The organism is Paraburkholderia steynii (assembly GCF_900100565.1).
GTDB lineage: Bacteria > Pseudomonadota > Gammaproteobacteria > Burkholderiales > Burkholderiaceae > Paraburkholderia > Paraburkholderia terrae.
Genome location: NZ_FNDI01000018.1, coordinates 24,507 through 49,782, shown reverse-complemented (window position 1 = coordinate 49,782; position 25,276 = coordinate 24,507). Strand labels below are relative to the sequence as shown.

General features: G+C 56.8%; 19 protein-coding genes and 1 pseudogene. 10 read left to right on the top strand and 10 right to left on the bottom strand.

The genetic code is table 11. The features are described from left to right. Nucleotides 1–634 precede the first annotated feature (634 nt). Together BLT65_RS28440 and BLT65_RS28435 are read left to right on the top strand one after the other, a co-directional pair. On the top strand, nt 635–1,588 hold the full coding sequence (locus tag BLT65_RS28440; RefSeq protein ID WP_143036573.1) for a nuclear transport factor 2 family protein: 954 nt from the start codon (nt 635–637) through the stop codon (nt 1,586–1,588). Nucleotides 1,589–1,689: 101 nt separating this feature from the next. Further along, nucleotides 1,690–2,769 (top strand): porin, encoded by a 1,080-nt coding sequence (locus tag BLT65_RS28435; protein WP_091783801.1) that lies wholly within the window; start codon nt 1,690–1,692, stop codon nt 2,767–2,769. A 76-nt stretch (nt 2,770–2,845) separates the two neighbouring features. Here BLT65_RS28435 and BLT65_RS28430 read toward each other — a convergent pair whose 3' ends face one another. Beyond that, on the bottom strand, nt 2,846–3,109 hold the full coding sequence (locus BLT65_RS28430) for a hypothetical protein (protein ID WP_091783798.1): 264 nt from the start codon (nt 3,107–3,109) through the stop codon (nt 2,846–2,848). A 1,052-nt stretch (nt 3,110–4,161) separates the two neighbouring features. On the opposite strand from BLT65_RS28430, the gene BLT65_RS28420 reads away from it, so the two are divergent. Continuing rightward, nucleotides 4,162–4,872, top strand: a complete 711-nt coding sequence (locus BLT65_RS28420; RefSeq protein ID WP_244186672.1) for a sensor histidine kinase — start codon at nt 4,162–4,164, stop codon at nt 4,870–4,872. 517 nt (nt 4,873–5,389) lie between these two features. Here the strand turns inward: BLT65_RS28420 and BLT65_RS28415 are convergent. From BLT65_RS28415 to BLT65_RS28380, 6 genes are all read right to left on the bottom strand, one after another. Then, nucleotides 5,390–5,941: a hypothetical protein gene (locus BLT65_RS28415; RefSeq protein ID WP_091783795.1), complete on the bottom strand. Its 552-nt coding sequence runs from the start codon at nt 5,939–5,941 to the stop codon at nt 5,390–5,392. Nucleotides 5,942–6,693: 752 nt separating this feature from the next. After that, nucleotides 6,694–7,443 carry a hypothetical protein gene (locus BLT65_RS28405; RefSeq protein WP_143036572.1) on the bottom strand — a complete coding sequence of 250 codons (750 nt, stop codon included), beginning with the start codon at nt 7,441–7,443 and terminating at the stop codon, nt 6,694–6,696. Nucleotides 7,444–8,090: 647 nt separating this feature from the next. Continuing rightward, on the bottom strand, nt 8,091–8,351 hold the full coding sequence (locus tag BLT65_RS28395) for a hypothetical protein (protein WP_091783785.1): 261 nt from the start codon (nt 8,349–8,351) through the stop codon (nt 8,091–8,093). Nucleotides 8,352–8,961: 610 nt separating this feature from the next. Continuing rightward, nucleotides 8,962–9,177, bottom strand: a complete 216-nt coding sequence (locus BLT65_RS28390) for a hypothetical protein (RefSeq protein WP_091783783.1) — start codon at nt 9,175–9,177, stop codon at nt 8,962–8,964. A gap of 400 nt (nt 9,178–9,577) precedes the next feature. Next, nucleotides 9,578–10,717 (bottom strand): sensor histidine kinase, encoded by a 1,140-nt coding sequence (locus BLT65_RS28385; protein WP_091783780.1) that lies wholly within the window; start codon nt 10,715–10,717, stop codon nt 9,578–9,580. A 65-nt stretch (nt 10,718–10,782) separates the two neighbouring features. After that, the gene (locus BLT65_RS28380) at nt 10,783–11,472 is read right to left on the bottom strand and encodes a response regulator (RefSeq protein WP_091783777.1); all 690 of its coding nucleotides are present in this window, start codon (nt 11,470–11,472) and stop codon (nt 10,783–10,785) included. Between the two features lie 108 nt (nt 11,473–11,580). Between BLT65_RS28380 and BLT65_RS28375 the strand changes: the two genes are divergently transcribed. The 4 genes from BLT65_RS28375 to BLT65_RS28360 are packed head-to-tail and all read left to right on the top strand — an operon-like array spanning nt 11,581 to nt 18,086. After that, nucleotides 11,581–13,038 (top strand): efflux transporter outer membrane subunit, encoded by a 1,458-nt coding sequence (locus BLT65_RS28375; RefSeq protein ID WP_091784156.1) that lies wholly within the window; start codon nt 11,581–11,583, stop codon nt 13,036–13,038. Nucleotides 13,039–13,064: 26 nt separating this feature from the next. Continuing rightward, nucleotides 13,065–13,880, top strand: a complete 816-nt coding sequence (locus BLT65_RS28370) for a MipA/OmpV family protein (RefSeq protein ID WP_091783774.1) — start codon at nt 13,065–13,067, stop codon at nt 13,878–13,880. A gap of 19 nt (nt 13,881–13,899) precedes the next feature. After that, a complete protein-coding gene (locus BLT65_RS28365; RefSeq protein ID WP_091783771.1) occupies nt 13,900–15,018 on the top strand; it encodes an efflux RND transporter periplasmic adaptor subunit in 1,119 nt (372 codons plus the stop codon). Next, complete coding sequence (locus BLT65_RS28360) at nt 15,015–18,086, top strand: efflux RND transporter permease subunit (RefSeq protein ID WP_091783768.1); 3,072 nt, start codon at nt 15,015–15,017, stop codon at nt 18,084–18,086. Before BLT65_RS28365 ends, BLT65_RS28360 begins: the two co-directional genes overlap by 4 nt. A 70-nt stretch (nt 18,087–18,156) precedes the next feature. Here the strand turns inward: BLT65_RS28360 and BLT65_RS28355 are convergent, their stop codons facing one another. After that, the gene (locus BLT65_RS28355) at nt 18,157–18,522 is read right to left on the bottom strand and encodes a winged helix-turn-helix transcriptional regulator (protein WP_091783765.1); all 366 of its coding nucleotides are present in this window, start codon (nt 18,520–18,522) and stop codon (nt 18,157–18,159) included. Between the two features lie 112 nt (nt 18,523–18,634). Here BLT65_RS28355 and BLT65_RS28350 point away from each other — a divergent pair, with 112 nt between their 5' ends. Both BLT65_RS28350 and BLT65_RS28345 read left to right on the top strand, forming a co-directional pair. Further along, nucleotides 18,635–19,393, top strand: a complete 759-nt coding sequence (locus BLT65_RS28350; RefSeq protein WP_091783763.1) for an isochorismatase family protein — start codon at nt 18,635–18,637, stop codon at nt 19,391–19,393. Between the two features lie 563 nt (nt 19,394–19,956). After that, nucleotides 19,957–20,227, top strand: a pseudogene (locus tag BLT65_RS28345) (IS5/IS1182 family transposase); the annotation flags it as partial. An 854-nt stretch (nt 20,228–21,081) separates the two neighbouring features. Here the strand turns inward: BLT65_RS28345 and BLT65_RS28340 are convergent. Both BLT65_RS28340 and BLT65_RS28335 read right to left on the bottom strand, forming a co-directional pair. Then, entirely contained in the window at nt 21,082–21,789 is a 708-nt protein-coding gene (locus tag BLT65_RS28340; RefSeq protein WP_091783760.1) for a GntR family transcriptional regulator, read from the bottom strand. Between the two features lie 187 nt (nt 21,790–21,976). Beyond that, nucleotides 21,977–23,203 (bottom strand): acyl-CoA dehydrogenase family protein, encoded by a 1,227-nt coding sequence (locus BLT65_RS28335; RefSeq protein ID WP_208545813.1) that lies wholly within the window; start codon nt 23,201–23,203, stop codon nt 21,977–21,979. Between the two features lie 878 nt (nt 23,204–24,081). Between BLT65_RS28335 and BLT65_RS28330 the strand changes: the two genes are divergently transcribed. After that, complete coding sequence (locus BLT65_RS28330; protein WP_091783757.1) at nt 24,082–25,173, top strand: porin; 1,092 nt, start codon at nt 24,082–24,084, stop codon at nt 25,171–25,173. Nucleotides 25,174–25,276 lie beyond the last annotated feature (103 nt).

The window sequence follows — 25,276 nt, the reverse complement described above, 5'->3', positions numbered from 1 at the left end:
CAGGCCACGATGCGAAACGCGAATCTTACTCTATCGGCGCCAGCCAGACCGGTACTGCACGAGACTGGCCAACGTGGATCTCTTCGCCGGCGCCTGATTCGACTGCGGAGCCAGCCACTCAACTTCGACGTTGCTGCCAAAACCTCTCCTCACAACGGCCGCTGTCCTTGTCTGCCTCGTTGTGATCTAAAACGCGCCAGCGACATCAACCGGCGGCGGTCGTCAAGGCAAGGAAGGCCGCTCACCCCATTATGCAACCGATTGCGTAAATGTGCACCATATTCACAACTTTTTCCCCTCGATATTCTGCGAACCGAGCATGCAAGGAGGTGCGTTTCCCTTGCGAAGATGGGAATCCGGACGCCTCACGGCCCAACCCATGACTGCGCCCAGCGTCTTACGCTATAAGGCCACGTCGGGGTTCCTCTCTATTTCTCCCTTCCTTTTCGCGCGTCAATGGGTAAACCCTCCTTACCTAAACTCCATGCAACAAGTATTGTTCATGCAACCGATTGCATAGATACCGCTGCGACCCTGCGGAAATTGCGTACGCACCGGCGCGGGCCTCGCGTTGCGCTACATCACGCCGCTGTCGTCGGTGGCACAGACCAAGTCGTCATTTGTTGGAGGAATAATGAAACTCAATCGCCGTCAGTTGCTTGTCCGGGGAATCAGTGCGGCCTCCGCAAGTTTCCTCACAGTAAGTGGTGTCAAAGCATCCCCATCCGTTCGCCGTGGATTGCCGGGACAGCTAGACACCAGTGGGGCTACGCCTGAGCTCGTCTCGTTTTTCGAGGGCTACTTTGCCGCCAAAACAAGCCGCAACGTTGAAAAGACCATGTCGTTCTTTTCCCGGGACATGGTTGCTTATATCGACGCCACCCTCGGCTGGCGCCTTGCAGGATTCAACGAACTTCACAAGGTATTTTCTGACTACATGCCTCGCTGGAGTCCGTCGGCCGCGTCATATCCCACCCGGATCTTGGGAGACATGCAAAGTGCCATCGTGTGCTTTACTGATACGCCCGAACTGTTCGGTGGAGAGATTCACCCGTTCGGGGCCGTTGATATTCGCAACGGCAAGATTGTACGGTGGGTCGACTACTGGGACTCACGCGGCTGGCCTAATTCCTATGGCCTGAAGAAGGCTGTCCTGACAGATCTCGACGAAAAGGAAGTTCGCACTTCGGCGTCACCGATATTAGTCGACGCGGTGAAAAAGCTTGCTTCCGCATTGTCCAACCCTGATTCCAACGCTGCCGAGTCGTTGTTCAGCCTCGACGCAGTTTATGAGGACCGAACGCTCCGCAGCCAGATTTTCGGGCGCGCGGCGATCTCGAGCTATCTGGGACGAATTCTGCAAGCTAGCTCAAGCCCTCTTGGAACGCGCGTACGCCACGTTGTCGGCAATGCGAGTGCCGGCGGGTACGAATGGGTAGCTGGCACGTCGGATACGGCTATCACAGGAATAACTGCGATCCAACTCAATCGTACTGGCGAGATATTCCGCCTCAGCACTGTCTACGACGGCGCCCTACTCGGTAGCGATACCGTCAAGTCCATGTGCTCTCTTTCGGTGGAGCCTTAACTCACTATAAACACCTTTCGCATCACAAAACGTCAATTCTTTAGTAATACATATTAACCAGGTCGGACTACACGGCTGCCAGGAAACGATAGGAGACGAAAATGTGGATTATGAAAAAATGGGGGAGTGCAGCACTTACCGCTGGACTGTCAATTACGATTGCTATCCCTGCTATCTCGCAGGCGCAGGAGAGTGTTACCTTGTACGGTGTGCTTGACACTGGCCTACTATTTACCAACAAGTCTTTCTCGTCCTCTGGAGCCAACGCCGGAAAGACCTTTTCCCTGATCGACGCAGGCGAGTCGCCGTCAAGGTTTGGAATCAGCGGGTCAGAAGATTTGGGCCACGGAGTAAAGGCGGAATTCAAACTGGAGAGTGGGATCAACGTCGCAAACGGAGGATTCGACAGTTCCAACGGGAATCTGTTCGGTCGTCAGGCGTGGATTGCAGTTGACGGAGCTTACGGCAAGGTGACAGCTGGCCTGCAGTATTCTCCTTTCATCTTTGCTTTATTTGATTCCGATGCCCGAGGTTTCTCAACCTTCGGAAGCGGTTACGTGATCTATGCCGACGCAGTTGCCGTCACGGGCGTTTTCACAGCGAATGCAATCTCGTATACCACCCCTAACGTTGGGGGCCTGCAGGCAAGCGCAATGCTTGCACTAGGTGGGGTAGCAGGTGATTTCCAGGCTGGACGCCACTATTCGGCAAGCATTGAATACAACGGCGGGGCGTTTATGATAAATGCCGCGATTTATAGCAGCAATGCGGGCGGAACTCAGACGCCTGTTCCAAGCACCATACCGTTTCAAGGCAAAACGGTTGGAGTTGGCTACAAATTTCAGTCGCTGGGACTCAAGGCATCGTTCACTAACTACAAGGTATCAGGATCTGTCAACAACGATGTATATTCTTTCGGCATAGACTATTTCGTTAGGCCTACTATTAATATTAACGCCGGCGTGTGGCTTACGAGTGATCGTAATAAAACAAAGAGCCATTCCATACTGGGAGCAGTTGGAGTAGAAGATTATCTCAGCAAGAGAACTTCGGTGTACGTTCAGGCTGGAGTGGTAAACAATCATGGAGGGATGAACACTGGTCTCTCGGCGACCGGCGCTCTCTACAGCGCGCCCGGGACGACCATCGGAGTAGATGTGGGCATTCGCCACACGTTCTAAACGATCGGTGACCAGCGTTCTTCCGCCGAATAACACGCACGGTTGAGGAGATTCCTATTGCAGCGATGTACTTGAATCAGATGACGCAGCCGAATTCTACCCCTAGCTGATCAGTTGCGGGGTTGGCTTGATACTGACTTTTCCGTCGAATGAAAGCCCCCGCTGCCTGCGTCATCTTTCCACGAACGGCGTTCGTATGTTCGCGCTGCGATCGTGGATCTCCGAAGCTGACAGTGGCGAGCGGCAAAGCAATGGGAAGTGTCTTATCCATATCAATTAAGTCGACGCGTCTCATCCGGTTGATGACCCGCGTCACCTTTCTGTCGCGTACCGTTTGCATCTTTCTTCTCCGGGGGACGATCCGCGACATGTGAGTATGTCAAGGAAAAATGAAGCTTCAGACGATGATGACAGAAAGACATTTTATACATTGATATCGCGAGGGATCTTCTAGGCAAACAATACCCGACGTCCCGGACATGGTTGTGTGTTCCGGAACTTTTAGTATCGACCCACGGATTTTGTCGTCATCATCCGTCGCGGATTTGAGCATATTTATCTTTGAAACGGGCGACTTTTACTTAGGGTAAATCTCAGAACAGCAGGCATTCCAATAAGACGATTCTCATAAAAACATGCGGCCTCCTGGCAGCAGGGGCATGCCGGCCTGCTTTGCGTTGGATGGATTTCGGTGACATGCGCAGGAGGCTTCAAATGGAAACGAGACAACAATCACTACGAGAGGCGATGACGAAATGGTTGATTCCGAATTGCGCGGTGCCCGTCCGCGTCCGGCAGTTTCGGTTGGCAGATTGCAGACGCTGCGTGGCTGTTGATGCAGCGGTTCGTTCTCAAACACTAACCATCTGCTTTTTCCAACACGATGACAGATCCTGGAACGTCCTTCCGCCACGCTCACACCAGCTCATGATGCGTACATGCTGACTGGCGCCATTGATAGCCTCACCTTCTGCTCTGGCACACAACCAACGCTGGCGCGGCGAACAGGGTTTCCTGGCCGGAATAAGCACGCCGGCGTGACCACTGAAGGCCCGATCAGTACGTCATGCAGCGCCGGTCAAGGTGGCCGCACTGACCTGATTAAGCCGTTGGCGCACAGAGCCGATAGCGCCAGCCGATCATGCCCCGTCATGGAGTCAATCAGCGTCGGAATACGCGCCAGGATCTGCTGTCAGGTCACCTCCGATGGAGGGATCTTACACCGGCGGAATGGCGAGGAAGCACCGAGTGGGCGTTGACACAGAACGGAACGGACGGACGCGTTCAACCCGTCCGCCAAAAAAAGGATACATCGGGAGAGACGGTAATCGTATGCCCGGCATGGTCGGCAGGGCCGCATTCGACTCAAGTGGAAAAGAGGGTGGCGCTTTCGTGGAAGATCTGACCGAACGCAAAGAAGCTGAGCACCGCTTGCACAAATCCTATGAGAGGCTCCGCGAACTTACCTCGCATCTCGAAACAGCCCGCGAGGACGAACGCAAGCACATCGCCCGGGAGATGCATGACGAACTTGGACAACACCTCACTGCACTTCGTCTGAGAGCATCGATGTTACGCATGCAGCTCGGCGACGACCGCCCGGAACTAGTCGAACAGACTCAAGGATTGATTTCCCTTGTGGATGAAACCATGCAGGTCGTAAGGGGCGTCATCGCATCGCTGCACCCCGCCGTCCTCGCCACCGGCATTGCCGCAGCGCTCGAGTGGCTTGCTGCGGAGTTCAACCGCAATGGGCACACCGTTTGTCGTCTGCACTTGCAGGACGAAAATATCGACGTACGCGAGGACCGCACTGTCGTGCTGTTTCGCCTGGCCCAAGAGGCGCTGACCAATGTCGCCCGTCACGCTGCGGCCAACGAAGTGACCATCACGCTTGAGCGTACGCCCGATGCTTGTCTCCTGGAAGTGTGCGACAACGGTCAAGGATTCGATGTTCTGGCAACACGAAAACGATCGTTTGGACTTGCGGGGATGGAAGAGCGCGTTCAGATGCTAGGCGGTCAGATCAACATCATCAGTTCACCGGGAGCGGGTACCACAATAATTGTCAGACTTCCCGACCGTCCAGCTGTGCCGACATAGTCATGCACTCCGCGAGATCTGTTGAAGTTCATTAGTTTCGCTAATCGTGTTCACAAAAGCAATAATTGGTTCGTTAATTCTGCTGCCCTGGAACCGATGGGGAGGAGTCCACAACTACCGGCGGCATCCTGTCTGTTTGACATTGCAGCAGTGTGTGCCGATTTGGACTATACGGGGTTGCCCGAAGACCTAGCAATATGATGAGACCGGGTCCCGAAACGAAGTTTGGTCTCTAAATCAGGCATAAAAATTTGGAGACCGTTCAGGACCATGAACAGAGCCACGTTCCGACTTCGACAGATCCAGCTCACTGATAGGACGCAGTGCACGCGTCGTGTGATGCACGAAGCTTAACAACATCCTTAAGCGCGTTGGCTAAAGTCTCAGAAACAGAGGGGTACATTAGCAGAATTGGTGAACATTTTTCGACCATTCGGTTGCGATAACGCAACGCAGTAGATCTGACGAGATTATCGTCCTCCGCGTTGCCCGGTAGGAGTTTCGAGCATGTTTTCCACTAGCAGTATCTCTGAACATGATTAGCGATATCTAAGAACGCCAACAGATGGTCCCATCCTGGCAGGCCGTCGAACACCCGCATGGCTCGCTCCTGCTTCTGCGTCGTCGCCGGCCGCAGTCCGGTTGCGGCCATGAAATGCAGAGTGCGGGCGGCCGTCAGAAGTACCTCACGCGCAGTTGCCTGACTGTTGAGGTCGATCCGCCGTTCGAGGTGATCAGCGGACTCGAGGTGGAACCAGCCAAGATTGCGGGCAGCAGTGATCTGATGCCGCGCAATGATGTCGCCCAGGGGTTTGGGCAGCTGGATGCTGATCGTTTCCCGACCGGCCTCCGCTCGCCCTGCGGCCCAATACGCAGTCAGAAAAACCGTGAAGCAATGCACGATCGTGGCCCGCAACTGCTCTTGCGCATGCTGGATGTTCTGATAGCCCGCTTCACCAGCGGCGATATCAAGAGCGAGATGGTGCGGGAGGTTGCGCTCGCGTTTGATGTTTTTCGCGAGGCGCTTGACTCCGTCCAGAGTGGACGGTTTTGAAATACCAGAAGACATGACGGTTCTCCGGCCCTGCTGCAGCGTCACCCGTCCACGCTACGTTCCAGGGCCAAAGAAGGCCACATGGAAAATTGGTAAATCAGGCAGTGCCGTTTCCAGTTTTGCGAAGACGGGTAGCGGGCGCCTGCCGGGGCGCCGCGCGCACATCATACCTTGCAGGGGCCGAAATTCACAATCCGGCTGCTTTTTCACACGCCATTAAGTCGTGACGCCACGCTGGGACTTTCAACAGCGTGAAGGAGCGCTACTTATGTTCAGCCAATTCAAGTTCAATTGTCCCGCCGTTGACGTCCGGGTGACAGTGACCCGCCAGACGTTCACGCACTCGATCATTGGTACCTCAGAAATACTCATCCAGCACGATCACGACTGCTCGCGTGAGGACACATGCGAACACCGGGTGACCGCAGTCTGCCGCGTGCGTGCGCTGAACCAGGCCGGTTAGCGGCGACCGGCGAGCGAAAGGTCAGGCGGATTTTCCCTACGCATGTCGTCGCCAAATCCTCCTTACAATGAGGCTGTTCCGAGGAATCCGGGCAACGTCCGAGGGGAAGAAGCGCAATGCCGCCCCGTTGCCTCGATTGAGAATGCTCAGGGAGATACGTTAAATACGACACCGGAGCCCGCCGCGTAGCCGTCGCGGCTTGACTACCGTGAGCCCGCATGCCGCCTGTCGGCTGCGGGCTCTCTTTTTTTAGCCGACCTTGCGCGAACGCAGTTTCGCGCTCGCGGCGCGGGACACGCCCTCTTTAGTCCGAGCGCCGTGGAATCCGTCGGAGCGGGCGCGGTATCCAGAAATTGTTCATCAGTCTCGGGACCGCCGCAATCAGGAGCAGTTCGCCGGGCGCCACGACGGCAAACCCAAGTATCGAACGGGGATCGAACCAGAGCCCCAGTCTGACGACCGCCGCGATGCCGGCACCAAAAACCGCGAGCGCGAGGACCGGCAACCACCTGAGCAACGCCTGACGTCTTGGCGACAGAAATGCACCGTCGTCGATCCGGCCAAAGCTTTTGATCGGCCGCAGACCGCGCACCGAGCCCGTCAGTGTCGGCACGACACGGGTTGAGGTATGCAACGCCTCCAGGATGACCCCGCTTTTCCCTTCCCAATAATCAAACTCGATCAGCCAGCCGTCGCCGTCGGGCCGCGACCGGAACTTGATCCCTTCATGGGTGCTATGCACCACCTTGAGATCCAGCAGGGTCGCACCGGGATACCGGACTTTCAACGGGTTGGTGCTCACGACGTCACCCGGCTCGATGGCCTTGCGCCCTGCGTTCCACAGGCGGATACGCGACCGGGTCAGGCGTTCGACTGCGTGGCCGTTGTGCGTAATGGAGAGTCCGTCAACCTGGTCGTGCTTTTCGATGACGGTCACCCCTTCCGCCGAATAGGTGAGCAACCGGCGCTCGAGGAAACGGGTGATGGCAAGGGAGCCGACGCTGCCGGTGGACTCACGTGACCGCGGCATGCCGATGTCGACCAGACGTCGCACGAGCCGAAATGTCTGAAATCGTCGCGGCCACAACGGCCCCCTCCAATGCCGCGCCGATGTTGGACATCATCAGCCCGCACGCGCGCGAGACCGTATGCGATCCCCCCAGACGGTAGTCAGTGCATCAGGAAGTGCAGCGCGAACACGAAAAGAAGACTCCTCCGCGTTGAGCCCAAAACCGCTCATCAATGTATTTTATGATCGAAAAGCACAATATGATCGTAGCTTCGAGAACTTCATGGACTACGACGGTTGACTACAAAAGCACTGCACCATTGAGGGCGCATCGTCTTCAGGCTTACCCCGCCCGAAGATAAGGCTCAAGATTCTGAGTCCGCTCAACGTGTCGTTCAACGAGTTTGGCGAAGATTTGCCGAAACGGTAGCGCGCCCGTGCCCTGCTCATGTCTGCCCGGATAGTCGGATATCTGAATATGGCCCGTTCGCGGCAGCCACTGCACTAGAAACGCAAAGGGTCAGGAGTTAATGCGGCCGCATGGTAGGTGTCAAAAAGAAACTCAAGATTGCGATCAGGAATCGCCGCGAACAGCGCTTCAGCTCTATAGAACGATGACATGAAATAGTCGGGGACTTGCTGTGGGCTCATGACCTCGACAAGCGTCTTGGTCCCGACGCTCCCGAACACCTCTACAGCTCATAGACATCCCAGTTCGCATCTACGCCTGCTGTCACGTGTCCCGACATCACGTGGATACGGGGACAACCGGGCAACAAGGCAGCGTCAGGGGCGATGTCGAGGCTGTCGCGGTATTCCGTACGGCGCCAGGAGAACGAAGCAATACCCTTCTCGCCTGATGCCGAACTACCCATCGGTGCTCCCATCTGCACAAGTTGCAGATTTTGCTCCTCGAGCAGGCAGGGCGTTCGCAATGCCACGGCGACCAGCACCGAGCGCTCCACCTTCGCCGGTGGCTGATACGACTTCGGGGCCAAACGCCTCTATGCCGGATACGCGACTGCATGGTGGGACGACGTAAAAATCGACATCCGCAGCTCCGAGTTTTCCGGGCGCTGGAGCTTTTCTCCGTTCGCGTATCTCGCACTCTGCTATACGTTCCTGCAGGACCGGATCAGTAGAAATGGTGCGTACAGTACAGTGCGATGTTCAACTATGCGTTCTCCGGGCGCACGAGCATCTATGCAGCACTGTCGTGGCTTGACAACCGCGGTGCCGCACAGTATTGCGTCGCGGGCGCGGCGAACGCGGGTCTCGCACCTGCTTATCCGGGCGCCCCGGCACAGGGAGTTCAGGTTGGCGTAGTGCAAGCGTTCTCGTGTTCCGCGTTTTCAGGCACTGGCTCGCGGGACGGCATAGGCGTGCCGCCGCAGAAGTTACGGAGTAGTCGTTGCCCTTGCCGCACGAAAAGCGAGGTTTGCCACCGCGAGATCTTCAAGCGCGGTCTCAACCTCCTAGAAAACGGTACATTGCCGCGCGTGCGCTTGCCCTTCAACGCCGCCCGGCAAAGTTGTTGCAGATCGCGGCACAATGCGGAACGATTCATCTGTGGATACCGATCGCGTTCAGGAGATCGCCCAATTTCGTCAACGCTTCCTCCGTATCGACGCAAACAGATCCTTGAGGCTCCGCTTCGGTCATGGCCAGCGAAAAACTCCCGATCAGATGCAGATGGCTGCCCGGCGAAATCCAGTCAGCGCAGATGAAGGGCTCGTCCGCCAGCGTGGCGCAACTCACGATATCCGCGCCGCACACCATCTCCTCCAGTCAGGCGAGCGGGTGCTGGTGATCCGGCATCGCACAACGCTCGGGCGCATCGGCCCGCCGTTGTCAGATTACGGTCCCGTATCCCGATGTCGTCGAGCGTGCGCACGGCGGCCATCGTCGGTCCAATCAGGCTGCCGACGCGTCCCGCGCCGAGCGCTGCGGTGCGGCGAAGGTAATTACGTCGCCAGCGAGAATGGCACGCGGCATGCCCGTGTGACTGTCAAGCAATGTGGATCGCCACGGAGCCCGAGCTTTAAATTACCTGCGCAGCATACTCACGGAATTCTCGCAGTCCAACCCGCTTCGTTGCATTGACCAGCGTGTTTTCAAACGCTTTGTTGTTCTATCAGAAGACGGAAGGTATGTGTCCATCCAGCCCTGTCTGCGCACATTAGGTGCGTTGACAGTCTGGCGGGACTGGGAGCAACGCCTTAACTACCAGCCCGCCGCCACTCCTAAGAAAGCATTGGAGGTCACCTCCGTGTCTTTGACAAATTGCAGCGGCTATCGCAAGTCCAAGTCCGCTGCCACCCCAGTGACGCGCGCGGGAACGTTCCGCTCTCCAAAAGCGATCGAACATGCTGTTCACCTCGTCGGGACGGACTCCTGGCCCTCGGTCACTCACGACCAGCACCACGGCAGTTGGAGTACCATCTAGCTCAATCTCAAGAGACCTGCCACTAGCTGCGTAGCGGAGCACATTGTCAATCAGTATCGTCAGTACCTGACCAATGCGTCCACGGTCGGCAAAAACGCGCGTTTCCACAGCACAACGTTGGACAGTAACAATGCCCGCCGCGGCAAGCTGCGGCGCCGCCCATTCCAGTCGCTCCGCAATCAGGTCGCATATTGCGAATTCTTTCAAATCGAGCGTCAACTGACCTGCACGCGCGAGAGACACGAGATGAAGATCACCGACCAATCGATTGATCTGCTCCAGTTGTCGCCGGATTAGTCCCAACTGTTCTGAGTTCAACGGGAAGACTTCGTCCAGAAGACCTTGGACGCGACCCATTGCTGCATTGAGTGGCGTGCGCAACTCGTGCGCCAACACAGCACTGGAATCGCGCACCTCACGTTCGTACTGCTGCAACCTCGCGGCCATATTATTGAAATCACCTGCGAGACCGGTGAGCTCGCCCGGGGCGCTTGCAATTACGTCGACACGCGCAGAAAAGTCCCCGTCGCTGACCCGATGCGCAGCTGCGGCTACGTGCGTGAACTGACGAGACAATGGTCGTGATGCCGCAAGTCCACACAAAACGATAACCGGCACTGAGATTGAAACCATCGCGATCAGCGTCCACCAGTCGGGATTGGCCAGGCCGGGCACGAGCCGCTCAATATCGTAAATCTGCGGTAGCAACTGTCGCAGGCGCGCTTCGTTTTGTTTCGGATGTTGACGAAGAAATTCGATTTCCTGTCTCACCTGCATCGGAGCGTGCCGCAAGGCGAGCGTATCCCGAATGCCGAAATAAAGCCACATGGAAAAGGCAATCACAATGACCGTCGCCACAGCCAGCGCGCTCATGCGCACCCCAACCCAAATCCATAGCGGTGTGGTTCGACCGCGCGGATGCGTTCGCGATGACGTCATCATTGGAAGCGATACCCGACGGCACGCACCGTTACCAGTACACCCAGGATGCCATGTTGTTCCAATTTGCGGCGAAGATTCGAAACATGCACATCAACCACACGCTCAAGCGCGTCGCTGCCTGGCAAGCAGGCTTCGAGCAGTTCACTACGTGTGAATGCCTTGTGCGGAGTTGCCAGAAGCGTGGCGAGCAGGTTGAACTCGGCAGGTGTGAGGGTCAACTCGTGAGGCGCACCGGATTCGTCTTCCACACTCGCCCGAACAGCCAAGGTGTTGACCGCGAGGCGACCATAACGCAGAAGTTCTCCGCTGGGTCGTAGAAGACCCGTGCGTCGGAGTACGGCGTGGACGCGGGCAACTACCTCCCTGGGGTTGTATGGCTTGACGACGTAATCGTCTGCCCCATACCGCAGCGCCCCCACCTTGTCCGACTCATCCCCGATGGCAGTGACCATGATGACGGGAGCGTCGCCGGCTCGCCGGATTGCTGAAAGGACTTCTGTCCCACTCATCCCCGGCAACATCACGTCAAGCAATACCAGGTCCGGTTTCCACTGTGCAAACATCTGCACGGCATGTCTGCCGTCAGGGGACAGCGCGACTGCAAAGCCGTCCCTGCGAAGGTACGCATCGAGGATGCTCGCACTGTCCGAGTCGTCTTCGACAACCATAATTTTTTTCTGCAGCATGATCGTCGGAGGCTCCGCGATGATCTTTACGAAATCTTAATAGTTTCTGAATCGACCGTTGACAGATGGATGTCAGGCTTAAGCGTACTACGATTGTATGCTGACTTTATGCCCCTGACGTTCGCCGACGCAGTGCTGTCGCGCTCTTTCCTACTTGCCGCAATCTTCTTGTCGATGGGAGGGTGTTCGCTCGCCCCCGACTATCGGCGTCCTGATCCTGTAGTCCCAGTTACGCTGGGTGCCAACAACTCTCCGTCAATTTCCGAGCCCCCCCCATCCGACGTATTACTTACGAAGGATGAGCTTCAATTTTTGAGAAAATTTTCACCGGACGCGGACCTTGCTCCACTGGTTTCCCAGGCACTGGCACATAACGCTGATCTTCGTCTAGCCATGTTGCAAGTGGACATGGCCCGGGCGCAATACAAGGTCGAACGATCGGCACGACTGCCAACAGTGCCCATTTCTGGGCAACTGCGACGTCAACAGTTCAACAACATTGCACTCGATGAGCGCTACGGGCAAAACCTCTCTGTCGTGAACCTTGGTATAGAGGACTTCGAGCTCGACTTCTTTGGGCGACTCAGGTCGCTCTCCGATGCAGCTCGTGAGCGCCTCCTCGCGTCGGACCATGGAAAGCAGGCAGCACGTGGTGCGTTGATTGCTGAGGTACTGCGCGCCTATTCGCTGGAACGCGCATCCGACGCCACACTGGCGTGCTTTGAGGCAATTGACGTTGATAGTGCGACGCTTCTGGCATACGCAAATCGTCAGCATCAGGTCGGTCTATTGTCGACGGACGGACTCGATCGACAGCAAAGCGAGAGCGATCTGGCGCATGTGCGCGCGCTACGGGCGATGGAGGAACATCGAGCTGCGGTTCGGGCGCTGCAGATTCTGGCGGGATACCAGACGATGCCCATTGAGACGGGCGATATAACGGTCATCGCTATAGCAAATGCATCGTCATTGGATGCCCTGCGCAATCTCGACTCACACGTTCTGATAGAACGGCCCGATATTCAGCAGGCCGAGGCTGAATTACGCGCTCGGAACGCGGACATTGGAGCCGCTCGCGCGGCGTTCTTCCCATCGGTCCGTCTGACTACAGCAATTGGCATCGCCAGCACGGGTCTGGGCAGCCTTTTCAACAATAGCAGTGGCGAATGGCTATTTACACCCCAGATATCCCTCCCCATATTCAACTACGGCCGCAACCGCGCAAACCTCCAGCTAACCGAGCTTCGAAGGGATGCGGGTATCGTGGAGTACGAGAAAGCGATTCAGCAGGCGTTCCGCGAAGCCGCTGACGCCTTGGATGCGCACAGTGTGCTTATAGCTGCGGAGGCACGTGAGCGCGGACGCGTCACCCGCGAGCGCAAGCGCATCGACCGCATGGACAAGCGCACCGCTCTTGGTCTGGAAGACAAGGCCGCGCTGCTGGACGCACGCGTGCAAGTCAATCAGACGAACCTGATCTATCTCGAAGCCGCTCGTGATCTCGCGCTCAATGAGATCGCTCTCTTTCGCGCCTTCTACGGAGTCACGCTACCAGCTCCGATTTAACCCCTACTTCCTGCCTTAACGCCTTTATGAAACGTCTTCAGCTTTCTGCGCCAGTTGCTGCCGCAGTACTAGCGATTATCTCGATTCCACTTACTGCGCGAGCAGACGGGATCACTGTCTCTCCCAGCTTACTCGGCGACTCGACTCAATGGGTGATCGGCGCGTCTGCGATGGTCGAACCGCGCTATGCCGGCTCCGATCAGACTCATCTGCAATTCGAACCTGTGTTTTCCGTCCAGCGTGGGATCCTGTTTGCGGACACCATGCGCGGCGCGGGCCTTCAGTACCAGACCAGTTGGGGCTTTTCCATCTCTGAATCCATCTATTACGACTGGGGTCGCGTCGATCACAGTGACACGTGGCGACCGGGGTCGAACAGGTTGGCAGGGATGGGTGACGTTCCCGGGTCCGCCACGCTGCACACACTGATAGCGCAACAATTCTGTCCATGGTTTACGGCCAGCATCGAGGCCGACTCGGATTTGAGGAGCGGAGCCAGCCGTAATCACGTGCGCGCAGGCGGAGAAATCACTGTACTCACCACTGGTACCGACAAGATCACGGTGGACATGGATACCTGGTGGGGTGACCAGAAGTACAATCAGGCGTATTTTGGCGTCACTCCAACACAAGCCGCACGCACCGGCTTCAGGGCCTATTCGCCGGGGGGGGGCCTCTATGCATACTCCGCGGGCGTGGAATGGGACCACACAGTATCGCGCCACTGGTCGACAACGCTGCAACTCGTGGGAACCCGCTATATCGCCAAGGCACATGGCAGCCCCATCGTGACAGACAACGTAACGTTCAATGCAGTTGCAGCACTGAACTACTCGTTCTGAGCAACCTGAACCAAATCAGATGACCAGGCAGAGACTGAGCGCCCTTCCGCGCAACTACACCGTGACGATATTGATTCTGCTCGCGGGTTGCAGGCACGATGACAAAGCTGTCGTGCAACCGCCGCGTGCGGTACAACTCGCCACTGCGGAAATAACCGACGATGCTAAATCGCTTCTTGTCGCTACCATCCGTCAGGAACAACGTGCGGACCTCGCATTTGAAAACGGAGGTCGAATTACTTCAATCGGCGTGGAGGTGGGTGACAGGGTTCATCGCGGGCAAGTGCTGGCGCGGATCGAACCGGAGCCAGCCAGCCAGCGGCTCCAGCAGGCCGAGGCGAACCTCCAGGCCGCAACCGCCAGGCTTCGGGAACAGCAGGCGCAAATGCGCCAGCAGCAGGCCATGTTCGACGATGGTTCAATTTCCTCCATCACACTAACTGGTACGAAGGTTCAGCTCGAAACGGGCATGGCGCAGCTTCGCTCGGCGATGGCTGACCGCGCGCTAGCCCAGCGCGCAGTACGACAGCAGGAAATTCGTGCACCCTACGATGGCAACGTAGTCGCGAGACTACAGCAGCCCGGCCAAGATCTCGGCCCCGGACAGGCAGTCTTACGCGTGGAGGGCATTGGACATCCTCAGGCGGTAGCATTGGTCCCAATCGGCACTCCTATGGAGGCCCTTTCGCCCGGCAAAGTTTTGCGGGCGACTAGATCCGGCGATCCCCATACTACGCTAACTCTTCGTTTGCGTAGTCTCTCGACCCGGACATCGACCGGCACCTTAGTAGAGGCCATCTTTGACATCGACGACAGAAACGCAGCCTTGCTTAGTGGGCAGAGCCTGTTGCTAACAATGCCCTCCTCGCTGCACGCGGCCTTGACGATCCCATTGGCGTCCGTGTTACCTGACGAAAGGGGCGAAGGCGCATCGGTTTTCGTCTACGACGCGGCACGCGGAATTATACGTCGACGGCAAATTGAACTTGGTGCAATCGACGGCGAACGTATCCAGATACTCGCTGGAATTTCGCGTGGTGAACAGGTCATCACCGCAGGAGCCGCTTTTCTCTCGGATGGAGAGAAGGTCCTGCCATTCCGTTCATCGTCAAGTCTTGCTGACGGGGACACGAAGTGAACATAACGCGCATCGCACTATCCTCCAGCAGACTTACCCTGTTTTCCGCCGTACTCGTCCTCGTTGCGGGAGTATTCACGTTCCTTGGCTTTCCATCTCAGGAGGAGCCTTCGGTCACCATACGCGATGCGCTCATTTCGATTGCCTATCCGGGCATGCCGAGCGAACGGGTCGAGAATCTTCTCGCAAAGCCAGTAGAGGAACGGCTGCGAGAGATCTCTGGAATCAAGACGGTTGTCACTACAGTCAGGCCCGGTAGTGCAATCATCCAGCTGACAGCCTACGACAAAGTAAAAGACCTGCCCGCATTGTGGCAACAAGTGCGGGCCAAGGCTGCTGAAGCGGGTGCCGCCCTGCCAACAGGGACAATGGGCCCCTTCGTCGACGACGACTTTGGACGTGTCGCGGTGGCCTCGATTGCTGTTACGGCGCCGGGCTACACCATGAGTGAAATGCGCGAACCACTGCGCAAGCTACGCGAGCAATTGTATACCTTGCCTGGCACAGAGAAAGTAAGTCTGTACGGGCTGCAGGAAGACCAGGTCTATATATCGTTCAATCGCGCACGCCTCTCCGAAGCCGGGCTCAGCCCGGCCAATCTGATTGCACAGTTGAACGCGCAAAACGTGGTGACGCCAGGCGGTCTGGTATCTGCGTCGGGACTCGCCTTGACTATCTCGACCAGCGGAGAGATCCGGAGTGTCGACGATCTGCGTCGCTTCTTAGTGTCGACTCCGGCCCCGGAAGGCGGTACGCGGCAGGTTCCGCTGGATCGTCTCGCCGATGTTCGTGCGGTACCCGCTGACCCACCGGAGCGCGCGGCGATCTATCAAGGCAAGCCGGCGATCGTGGTGGCTGTGTCCATGGCCTCAGGGCAAAATGTGGAAACCTACGGCAAGGCGTTGCGCGCAAAGCTGGTAGAAACAGCGGGGCTGTTGCCCGCTGGTTTTGAGCAACACGTTGTAACGTTCCAGTCCGATGTGGTTGCGCGCCAGATGGGACGAATGCATCACGTGATGGCAGAAACGGTTGTCATCGTCATGGCGGTAGTAATGCTCTTTCTAGGGTGGCGAACCGGCCTGATCGTCGGCGCTATCGTGCCTCTGACAATTCTTGGCGCACTGATCGCCATGAGGGCCTTCGGTGTAGAGCTGCAGACGGTATCCATCGCCGCTATCATCCTGGCGCTCGGGCTGCTTGTAGACAATGGTATTGTCATCGCCGAAGACGTCGAACGCCGGCTTGCCACCGGAGAAGACCGTCGTCAGGCTTGCGAGATGGCCGGACGAACCCTGGCAACGCCGTTACTAACTTCCTCAACCGCAATCGTGCTGGCGTTTTCGCCCTTCTTTTTTGGGCAGACCAGCACTAACGAGTACCTGCGCTCACTCGCGATTGTGCTTGCGACAACGTTGCTCGGTTCGTGGTTGCTGTGCGTGACCGTTACACCGTTACTCTGCCTCTACTTCGTGAAACCGCATGCGAAACTGGAGGGAACGACGCACGAGACATCCCATGACTCGCCGCTCTACCGTATCTATCGGAAAATCATAACGTGGGTGCTCGAACACAAGTCGGTGTTTGTAGCCTGCATGGCCCTGCTGCTCGCAGCTGCTATAACGATACTTAAGGGGCTACCGTACGACTTCCTGCCAAAATCGGACCGCTTGCAATTTCAGATGCCCGTGACCCTCCAACCGGGCAGCGATTCTCGCGAGACATTACGCACCGTTACGTCGATCAGCCATTGGTTCGCCGACCTCAAAGCCAATCCAGAAGTGGTCGACAGCATCGGATATGTTGCGGACGGTGGTCCCCGAATTGTGCTCGGTCTGAACCCACCGCTCCCGGGCCAGAATGTCGCCTACTTTACTGTTAGCGTGCGCCCGACATCCGATATTGATCTGGTCATCGCCCGAGCACAGGACTACATGGCAAAGACTTATCCCGCAATACGCGCAGAGCCGAAGCGCTTTTCGATGGGTTCGACCGAGGCCGGCCTGGCTGTCTACCGCGTCACCGGGCCGGACGAAACAATGCTTCGGCATACAGCAGCCTCTATCAGTGACATGCTGCGCGCACTGCCAGGTACAGTTGACGTGCGCGACGACTGGGAGTCACGGGTACCACGTTATGTAATCAACGTGGATCAGTTGAAGGCGCGTCAGGCCGGAGTATCCAGTGACGACATAGCTCAGGCACTTCAGGTGCGATACAGTGGATCAAACGTTACTGTTGTGCGAGACGACGGCGCGAACGTACCGGTCATACTTCGGGGCGACGCGTTCGAGCGGAACCCTACCGCCAGCCCTGCAGACACCGTGGTCTATGCATCCTCCAGCGCGACTGCGTTACCACTGGCGGCGATTGCTACAGTACGGCGCGACAGCGAGCCCTCAACTATTGTGCGCCGGAATCTTGCGCGTACCATCAGCATTAGAGGTCATAACCCGGCGCTCACCGCGGAGCAGATCGTGCAGCGCCTGTCCGGCTCAATTGCGAAACTGCAATTACCTCCGGGCTACAGAATCGAAGTTGGAGGCGAAATCACGGATAGCGCCGAAGCGAATCAGGCCCTCCTGCAGTATTTTCCTCATGCGCTTGTGGCGATCCTGCTGCTTTTCATCTGGCAATTCAACTCTTTCCGAAAGCTCGCCATCGTGATCATCAGCATACCCTTTGTACTGGTAGGTGCGGCACTAGCGTTGAAGATCACAGGGTACCCATTTGGGTTCATGCCAACATTCGGCCTACTCGCGCTCGCAGGTATCATCGTGAACAACGCGGTGCTCCTGCTTGACTGTATAGAAGGCGAGTTAGTCAAAGGTAGATCGAAGCATGAAGCGGTAGTCACCGCTTCACTCATGCGCCTGCGCCCGATCGTGATGACCAAGCTTACGTGTATTGTCGGACTCATACCACTAATGCTCTTCGCCGGACCGCTGTGGACAGGCATGGCGATAACGATGATCGGAGGTCTCGCCCTAGGCACCCTGGTGACGCTCGGTCTGATACCAGTTCTGTACCATTCCTTTTTTAGCTCGGAAAACCGCCCCGCCAGACACTGACCGTCGATCGAAAGCTTTCCGTGCAGGGACATCGTCGATAAACCCGACGGCGCCCTGCACAACGGAAAGCCTATTCCGCCTTGCCCGTGGTCGGAAATAAATCTTCGGCCACTTTCTCCATAGCTCTAAAAACCGATTCAATTGCCAAACCCCGCTCCGTCAACTTGTATTCGACATGCGGTGTCTTCGCGCGAATGACCCGTCGTTCGATAAATCCTCCCCGCTCCAGTACGCGTAGTTGCGACGTCAGAACCTTCGGAGAGACGTCTCCGATTGTTCTAGCGATTTCCGCAAACCGGCAAGCTCCGCCCCCAAGCAAAACCCAGAAAATTCGAAGCGTCCATGCTCCAGACAACACCTTCACGTATTGCTCCATAGAGCAGCTCTGCCGAGAGCTTGCAAATGGTGCAACCGCAAGTTCTATGGCGTCCGTCATTATCCCTCCAGTTACAGAATAGTAAGTACCTTTTCCCATCCACAGACAGATGCTAACCTTCCCGAGTCATCTATCAACGACGGATGCTCTTCCTCGACAAAATGGAGATTGTATGCCCACTAGACTCGCTGACATCGTCAGCCCTATCACCGATTCCATCCTCCCGCCAGCAACATCAGCCGAAACCGCTCGCGTATATGGTCGCTCGGTTTACGATAAGCCTACCCCGAGCAATTCCATCATGCTGTTCATTGACCATCAGATCGGGCTTTTATCAGGTGTACGTGATTTCACATCTCTCGCCCAACTCAAGAGCAACGTGTTAGGTCTGGCACGCACAGCAAAAGCGCTTGAGATCCCCGTCTTGATCTCGTCTTCAAATGCTCAATGGCAAAACGGTGACACGCTTCCAGAACTGAAGGTGATATTCGCTGATTCTCCGATTTACAGGCGTACCGGCATCATTAACTGCTACGAAGATCCCACCTTCCGAGCAGCATTGAATGACCTAGTCGCAACAACTGGACGCACACACATCATCATTTCCGGAGTGACTCTGGGCACTTGCTGCGTCTTCCCGTCTCTTTCCATGCTGCAGGACGGCTACAAGGTGTTCCCGGTCATTGACGCCTGCGGTGCCTGGAACACGTATGAGGCTCAGGCCGCAATATCCCGGCTGTCCAACGCTGGGGCAGATTTGGTGACCACGTTCGCTCTTGCCTGTGAGCTGCAAGCCGACTGGAAACTTCCAACGGCGACCGCGATGCTGTCTCCATTTATGGAAAATTTGCCGGAGTACGGTCTCGTGCTACAGAACTTCTGGAATAATGCCAATCAACGCGCAGTCGACGATCCCTTCGGCCTTGTCTAACTTTCTCGCCGGCTTTTGCGTGACCCGGAAGCTTCCCCCAGCGGCCTAGCATGACCGTTATCGTAAGCCCAACATGTTCAGAAAGCCGGCTCGGGCTATATTCTGGAAATTCGGACGCTGGCTCGCGCATAGGTATCGGTGCGTCTTCATTTCGCAGTGCTTGAACATATCCGGGCAAGCGAGCCGGGAAAGCCACCACTGAAGGCTGCAAGGCAAGAATAGCCGGGGTTGGTATGGGCTGGTGTAGGTCGCGCCATGCCATGTCGCCTTTGCTACGAACAACACCAGACTGGTGAGTCGAATACGCTGAGAAAGCGCAGCGCCGGTTCGCGGACGAGAGACAGGGCAATGACTTGACTACGCCCTGCCTCTCGCTCACTCCCGACATGGCAAGGCTGGCTGTTCGCGGCACTCTTGGTCGTTACAGGCTTGATTTTCACGCAGTCCCTCCCACCAAGAACCACGCCCCTTCTTCTGAGTGTATGACGCGCACCAAAACACCCCCAAAACCTCGATGTTCGATGTTCTGAGGCTCTGGGGGTGTCCAGTCGACTATTGAGCCGGAGGCGCGGTTGTTCAAGAAGAGCCGCAAGAGTCCGGTCATCCTGTTGTACCACGGGCATGTCCTGATGGAGAACCACTCGGGGCCGGTGGTCGGCGCCGTGGTCAGTCACGCGGATGTTTTGGCCAAGCGGGCCAGCGCGTTGCGATTACTCGATGGCGTGCCAGGCGCTCATGCGAAGACCGTCGGCGCCGACAAGGCGTATGACATTCGGGACTTCGTGAACGATTACCGCGCCCGCAACCGTGACACCGCATGTCGCGCGCAGCGATAAGCCGCATACGCGACGCAGATCGCCCGGCAACCCCGGTAATTTGTATTAGCCGGTATTCGACCGGTCACGCAATGTTAGAGGCGATACCGTCCACTCCCGACCAAGGGGATGATTCGTCGGGACGAGTCGAACCTCAAGCCTGCGCCTATGGCGCACCGCTTCGCGGCTTCGGGCTTGACCCCTTTTCCTCGTCCCGAAACGACAGCTATCCAGCCGGGAGTAACGAAATGAACAGACGCTGTCTGTCGAGTCAAGTGCTGCTGCTGTCTACAGGTAATTCAGCGGGAAATCGCGTGCGCAAGTTTCCAGAACACAGCTTCGGTCGTCGTGACGGGCGCCTTTCAACAACCTGCTAGGTTGTTCGATTCAGTCTAGACAGCCGTTGCAAGCACGCCAAGCATGCGAAGTGTTAAGGTCCCGGCTGATGCACTGCGAACGGATGATGGGATAATGTAGGTCTGCCTGCGGCCGCACGCTGGCGCCGCCGCCGTCCGCGAGCAGTCCAAGCAGTAACGCATTCGCTCAATAGTCTGCCGGAAACTGCGCTCAGCGCCAAGCAACCGTCACGGAGCGACGTATGTGGTCCGCTTTTCGAACTTAGGCAGACGCTTTCGCAGCACAGCTTGAAAAGACATCAGTTCGAGGGAACGACGAGCAACAGAAATGTGGACCGGCAGCAATAAGACGGATTCCTGCTCTTCACGCCGTCGGCTGCGTCCCTCTCTTGATCGGCAAGGACTCCTCCGCGGAGCACGCGGAACGGATGCCTCCTCCCGGTGGATGCGGCAAGCAAAGCCTCACGCTTGATCTGGATCGAACAACAGACACGTAGTATCTCGTGTGCGCAAAGGCTTATGCGACGCGCACATCCCCCATCGTTCGATCGAAGCCCGCTTTCAGGATAATTTCCGTGGTAATCGTAAGATGCTCGCCAATCAATATACTTAACTTTTCGTTATCGCGCTCCATCGCCGCATCGAGCAGCGCCTTATGTTCTGCGAAGGTGTCCCGCAAATTCGGCTCTGAGCGCATTTCCAGCTCCGCGAGGTTACGATACCGCTCCGCTTGGTCATAGAGCAAGCGGCATAGCCGCTGCAACCATGGCGAAGCACACCCTCGAATAAGCGCCTCATGAAATTGCCGATGTACTGTTGCCCAGGCTTGATGATTGACGGGATCGGTCGGAACCGGCGTGCGCGACAAGCGATGGTAGGCGCTCAACATATTCGTTTCCCATTCGACATCGCCGTGCAAGACCGCCCGGGACAGCGCAAGGCGCTCTACGCCAATCCTCGTTTCGGTAAGGTCCAGTAGTGCCTCCCGGGACACCGGCGAAACGCAAAATCCACGTTGGTCCTCAACGTCAACGAGTCCTTCGGTTACAAGGCGAGAAAGCGCCTCGCGAATTCCCGTCGCTCCGACACCATACCGCTCGCTCAAAGCCTGAACGCGGAGACGCTCGGAAGGCAACAGCCTTCCGAGCAGGATATCGGCCCTGATAAGCTCAAACGCCGTTGTCGTCAAACTCTTCCCTGTCGCACTGGAACTGTCAAGATCCATTTACATGCTCCATACGGGTGCCTCGGCAAGGAGCAAAGGGTTCCACTGAACCCCCTTACGCAGCCACGGCCCACTGAAAATTAAGATTATGGCTCATATAATCGACTATCCGAGCACAAATCAATTATACAGCGGGTCCACAACTTACGGACTATCCGCACACCACGTATCGCCATTTAATAGGCCGTCAGATGAGCGGGGTAATGTTCGTCTCGACCCCCAGCAGCGCCTTCCCGTAAATTTCTGTGTTGACAACTGGCATAACAATCGCATGACGCGCCCCTGTATTCGAATCGCGCCAGATGCGTTGCAGCGGATTCGTCTGGGCAAACGTACCCGCCCCGTGGGCACTGACGAGGATCTGCAACGCCTCCGTCACCTGCTGAACAGCATATCCAGTATCGGCTCGGCACCGTGCTCGCGTAAGCAGATCCAGTTGACTTCCCCGCTTGGCTGCGGCGTCAATCGCATCCGTACAGCGCCAGGCCATCAGATGCGCCGCGTCAATTTTCATTGCAGCATCCGCGATCTGCAGCTGGAACGCCGTCGAGTCGGTCTGCTTCGCGTAACTCGTGTAAGCAATAGACCGCTTCCCGGCAGTTTCGATGACATGGCGCAGCGCTGCACGCGCAAGACCAAGTTGCGGCCCAGCCAGGACGATCGTCGCCGCGGGGATAAAAGAGGTCTGGTAGACGGGCTCGTTTTTGAAAGGCGTTGGATAGTCCCCCTCAAGCGCGCTAGCAACTGACAAGATCCGATGATCGGGTACGTACACGTCTTGTGCGACAAAGCAGTTGCTACCGCTGCCTCGCATGCCTACCGTGAACCACGTGTCTTCGATTGTCATCTCTTCAACGGGAATAAGAGCCAAATACTGCCCGAGCGGCTCATCGTTCACGCCGACTTCCGTGAAACCGACCATGCCCCAGTTTGCGTGCAGGGATCCGGACGCGAAATACCACTTCCCCGTCACGCGAACACCCCCATCAGTGCGTCGCCCCGTACCTGCCGGCGACAGCACGCCAGCCGCGCGCGAGTCCGGATTGGCACCGAAAACGTCGTCCTGCGCTTGCCGCGACATCAGTGAAATTCCCCACGCATTGATTGAGATGAGATTGAGGATCCAAGAGGTCGACCCGCAGCCTTCGGCAACAGCAGAGGTCACCTCGAGATTGGTTCTGAAGCCTGCTTCGTGGCCGCCATAGCGTTTCGGCACCATCATGCGAAAAAGTCCTGCGTCTTTCAATGCCTGCACATTCTCCTCAACAACCCGACGATCGGCATCGGTACGTTCTGCGTTCTTGCGAAGGAGGGGGGTCAACTCGCGTGCTCGCGACACAAGGTCCATACGCAATGCCAATTCGTCGCCGTCGTCCGTCGCGCGGCGGAAAATCTCGTTGTGTTGTTGCGACATGTCGTCTCCAGTTTTGCTAATACGGGCACTGTGGCGGACGGGATTTTGTACCCAGGCCATAGCAGCCCTGCCGTTAAAAGGGATTTGCGCGTTACAGAGTGCAAGTCTTCCGCAGTGAAGTCTCCACAGCCTGCGGGACTCCAATTCGTCAGTTCTCAACCAAATGTAATATCAACGACGCCACGCATTTTTTGACTACATGTAGCGGGCACCGCCGGAGTTCACTCACCACGCACAGGGGCGGACAGAAGCTGACCATCATTGTCCGTGCTTGCGGACAGATGCAGCGCTGTTGCGACCGGCAATGAAGTATTCATACGTTGAGATCAGCGCCGTTGCCCGCGCAGTCGGTTTGTAGATTACCTTCGTTTTTATCGATATTCAATAGATAACTCTATTATTTCACCGAAATCTGCATGCCGCATCACGAAGGCTCAACTTACTCTCGCGCCACGGGAACCCGGACGCGCAGCAATCAGGTGCCATCTCTACGAACTGACAATCCTGCTGCGCGGATCGGATCTTCCGAGTCAGACACCCGCGGCAATGTCTCCACGGCCCGCCCCGCTCATTTACGCGTCCAATGAAACCGTTCCCGAAGTCGCGGAGGCTGGACGTCCTTCGCTACGGCTGCAACGCGTGAAGCCAGGACCGGCGGCAGCTTAGCGGTATTCTGAAGCATAATGGATTTACCTGTTGTTTATCGATATTTTTTCGTTTACTCTGTTTTCCATGAGATGGAGCATCCTAGGAATCTGTAGCACACCCTAATCCGGGCAAACTCATCTCAACCGGTCGGCTTACGGTAGTTGCATCAAGTAGCGACGACGACCAGAGTTCAGAAAGAGTTCAAAAAAACCAGCATTCAGGAGACACGGATGCAAAAAAGTATCACAATGATTTCAGTAGGATTGCTAATTGCTTGCCGGGCTAGCGCGCAGAGTAGCGTTACGGCCTACGGACTGCTTGATAGCGGCATCTCGTACATCTCGAACGAAGGCGGTCACGCAAGCCTCAAGTTCGCCGACGGCATGTATGCACCGAACCTGATGGGCTTTCAGGGGATGGAAGAATTGGGCGGGGGAACAAAAGCGATCTTCAAGCTGGAAGATCAATTCCAGCTTGGCACCGGCAGCATATTGATGCCAGGTCTGTTCGGACGCAACGCGTATATCGGGCTCGACGATGCGAGGTTCGGTACACTGACTCTTGGGAACGTCTATGAGTTCATGTTCAGCTCACTGACAGGGGCGGGCAACAGTCCAGGCCTCACGACTGGTGGCCTCCACAACTTCCCGGCCGGCCCCTTCCAGAAACTGGCTCTACCCGCCAATGCTACCGGCTGGTTCGACTGGAGCAACACGTCTGGAACGCCTGTTCACAATGCGGTCCGATACCAGTCTCCCACATTTGCAGGGCTCTCAATCGGTGCCCTGTACTCGTTCGGGGGCGTGGCGGGCTCCTTCGGATCAAACTCTGCCGTGAGCCTCGGCATGAACTATGACGCCGGACCATTGGGCATCGGCGCAGCCTACACCAATCGCAAATATCCCGGGGCCACAGGCGGGTCCCCGCAGATTTCCATTCGGAACTGGGGTGTCGGCGCACACTACGCGTTTGGGCAGATCCTAGCTACTGCAAACTTCGTGACGGTACGCAACGAGTTCAACGGCGCACATGCCTACGCCGGGCAACTGGGCGGCACCTGGCAAATCTCACCAATCTGGTCCCTCGGAGCAAACTACATTTACATGAAGGGCAATAGTGAACTCGACAACAATCATGCGAGTCAGGTGGGCGCCCTACTGAACTACGAGCTCTCCAAGCGGACCACCCTCTATGCAGAAGGTGTATATCAACGTGCTAATTCAGGGGCTAACGCCTCGATCAACGGGATCACAGATCCGAACGGATCCTCGACTACGCCAACTCAGGCAATCGCCAGGGTGGGTATGCACACCGTTTTCTGAGGCAACGCCGCACCAATTCAGGCGCACTCGGACGGAATGCTCCATGATATCCGCGGCAGAATCAGCGGCCAGCTATTGGACAACCGTCACCCAACATAAACCA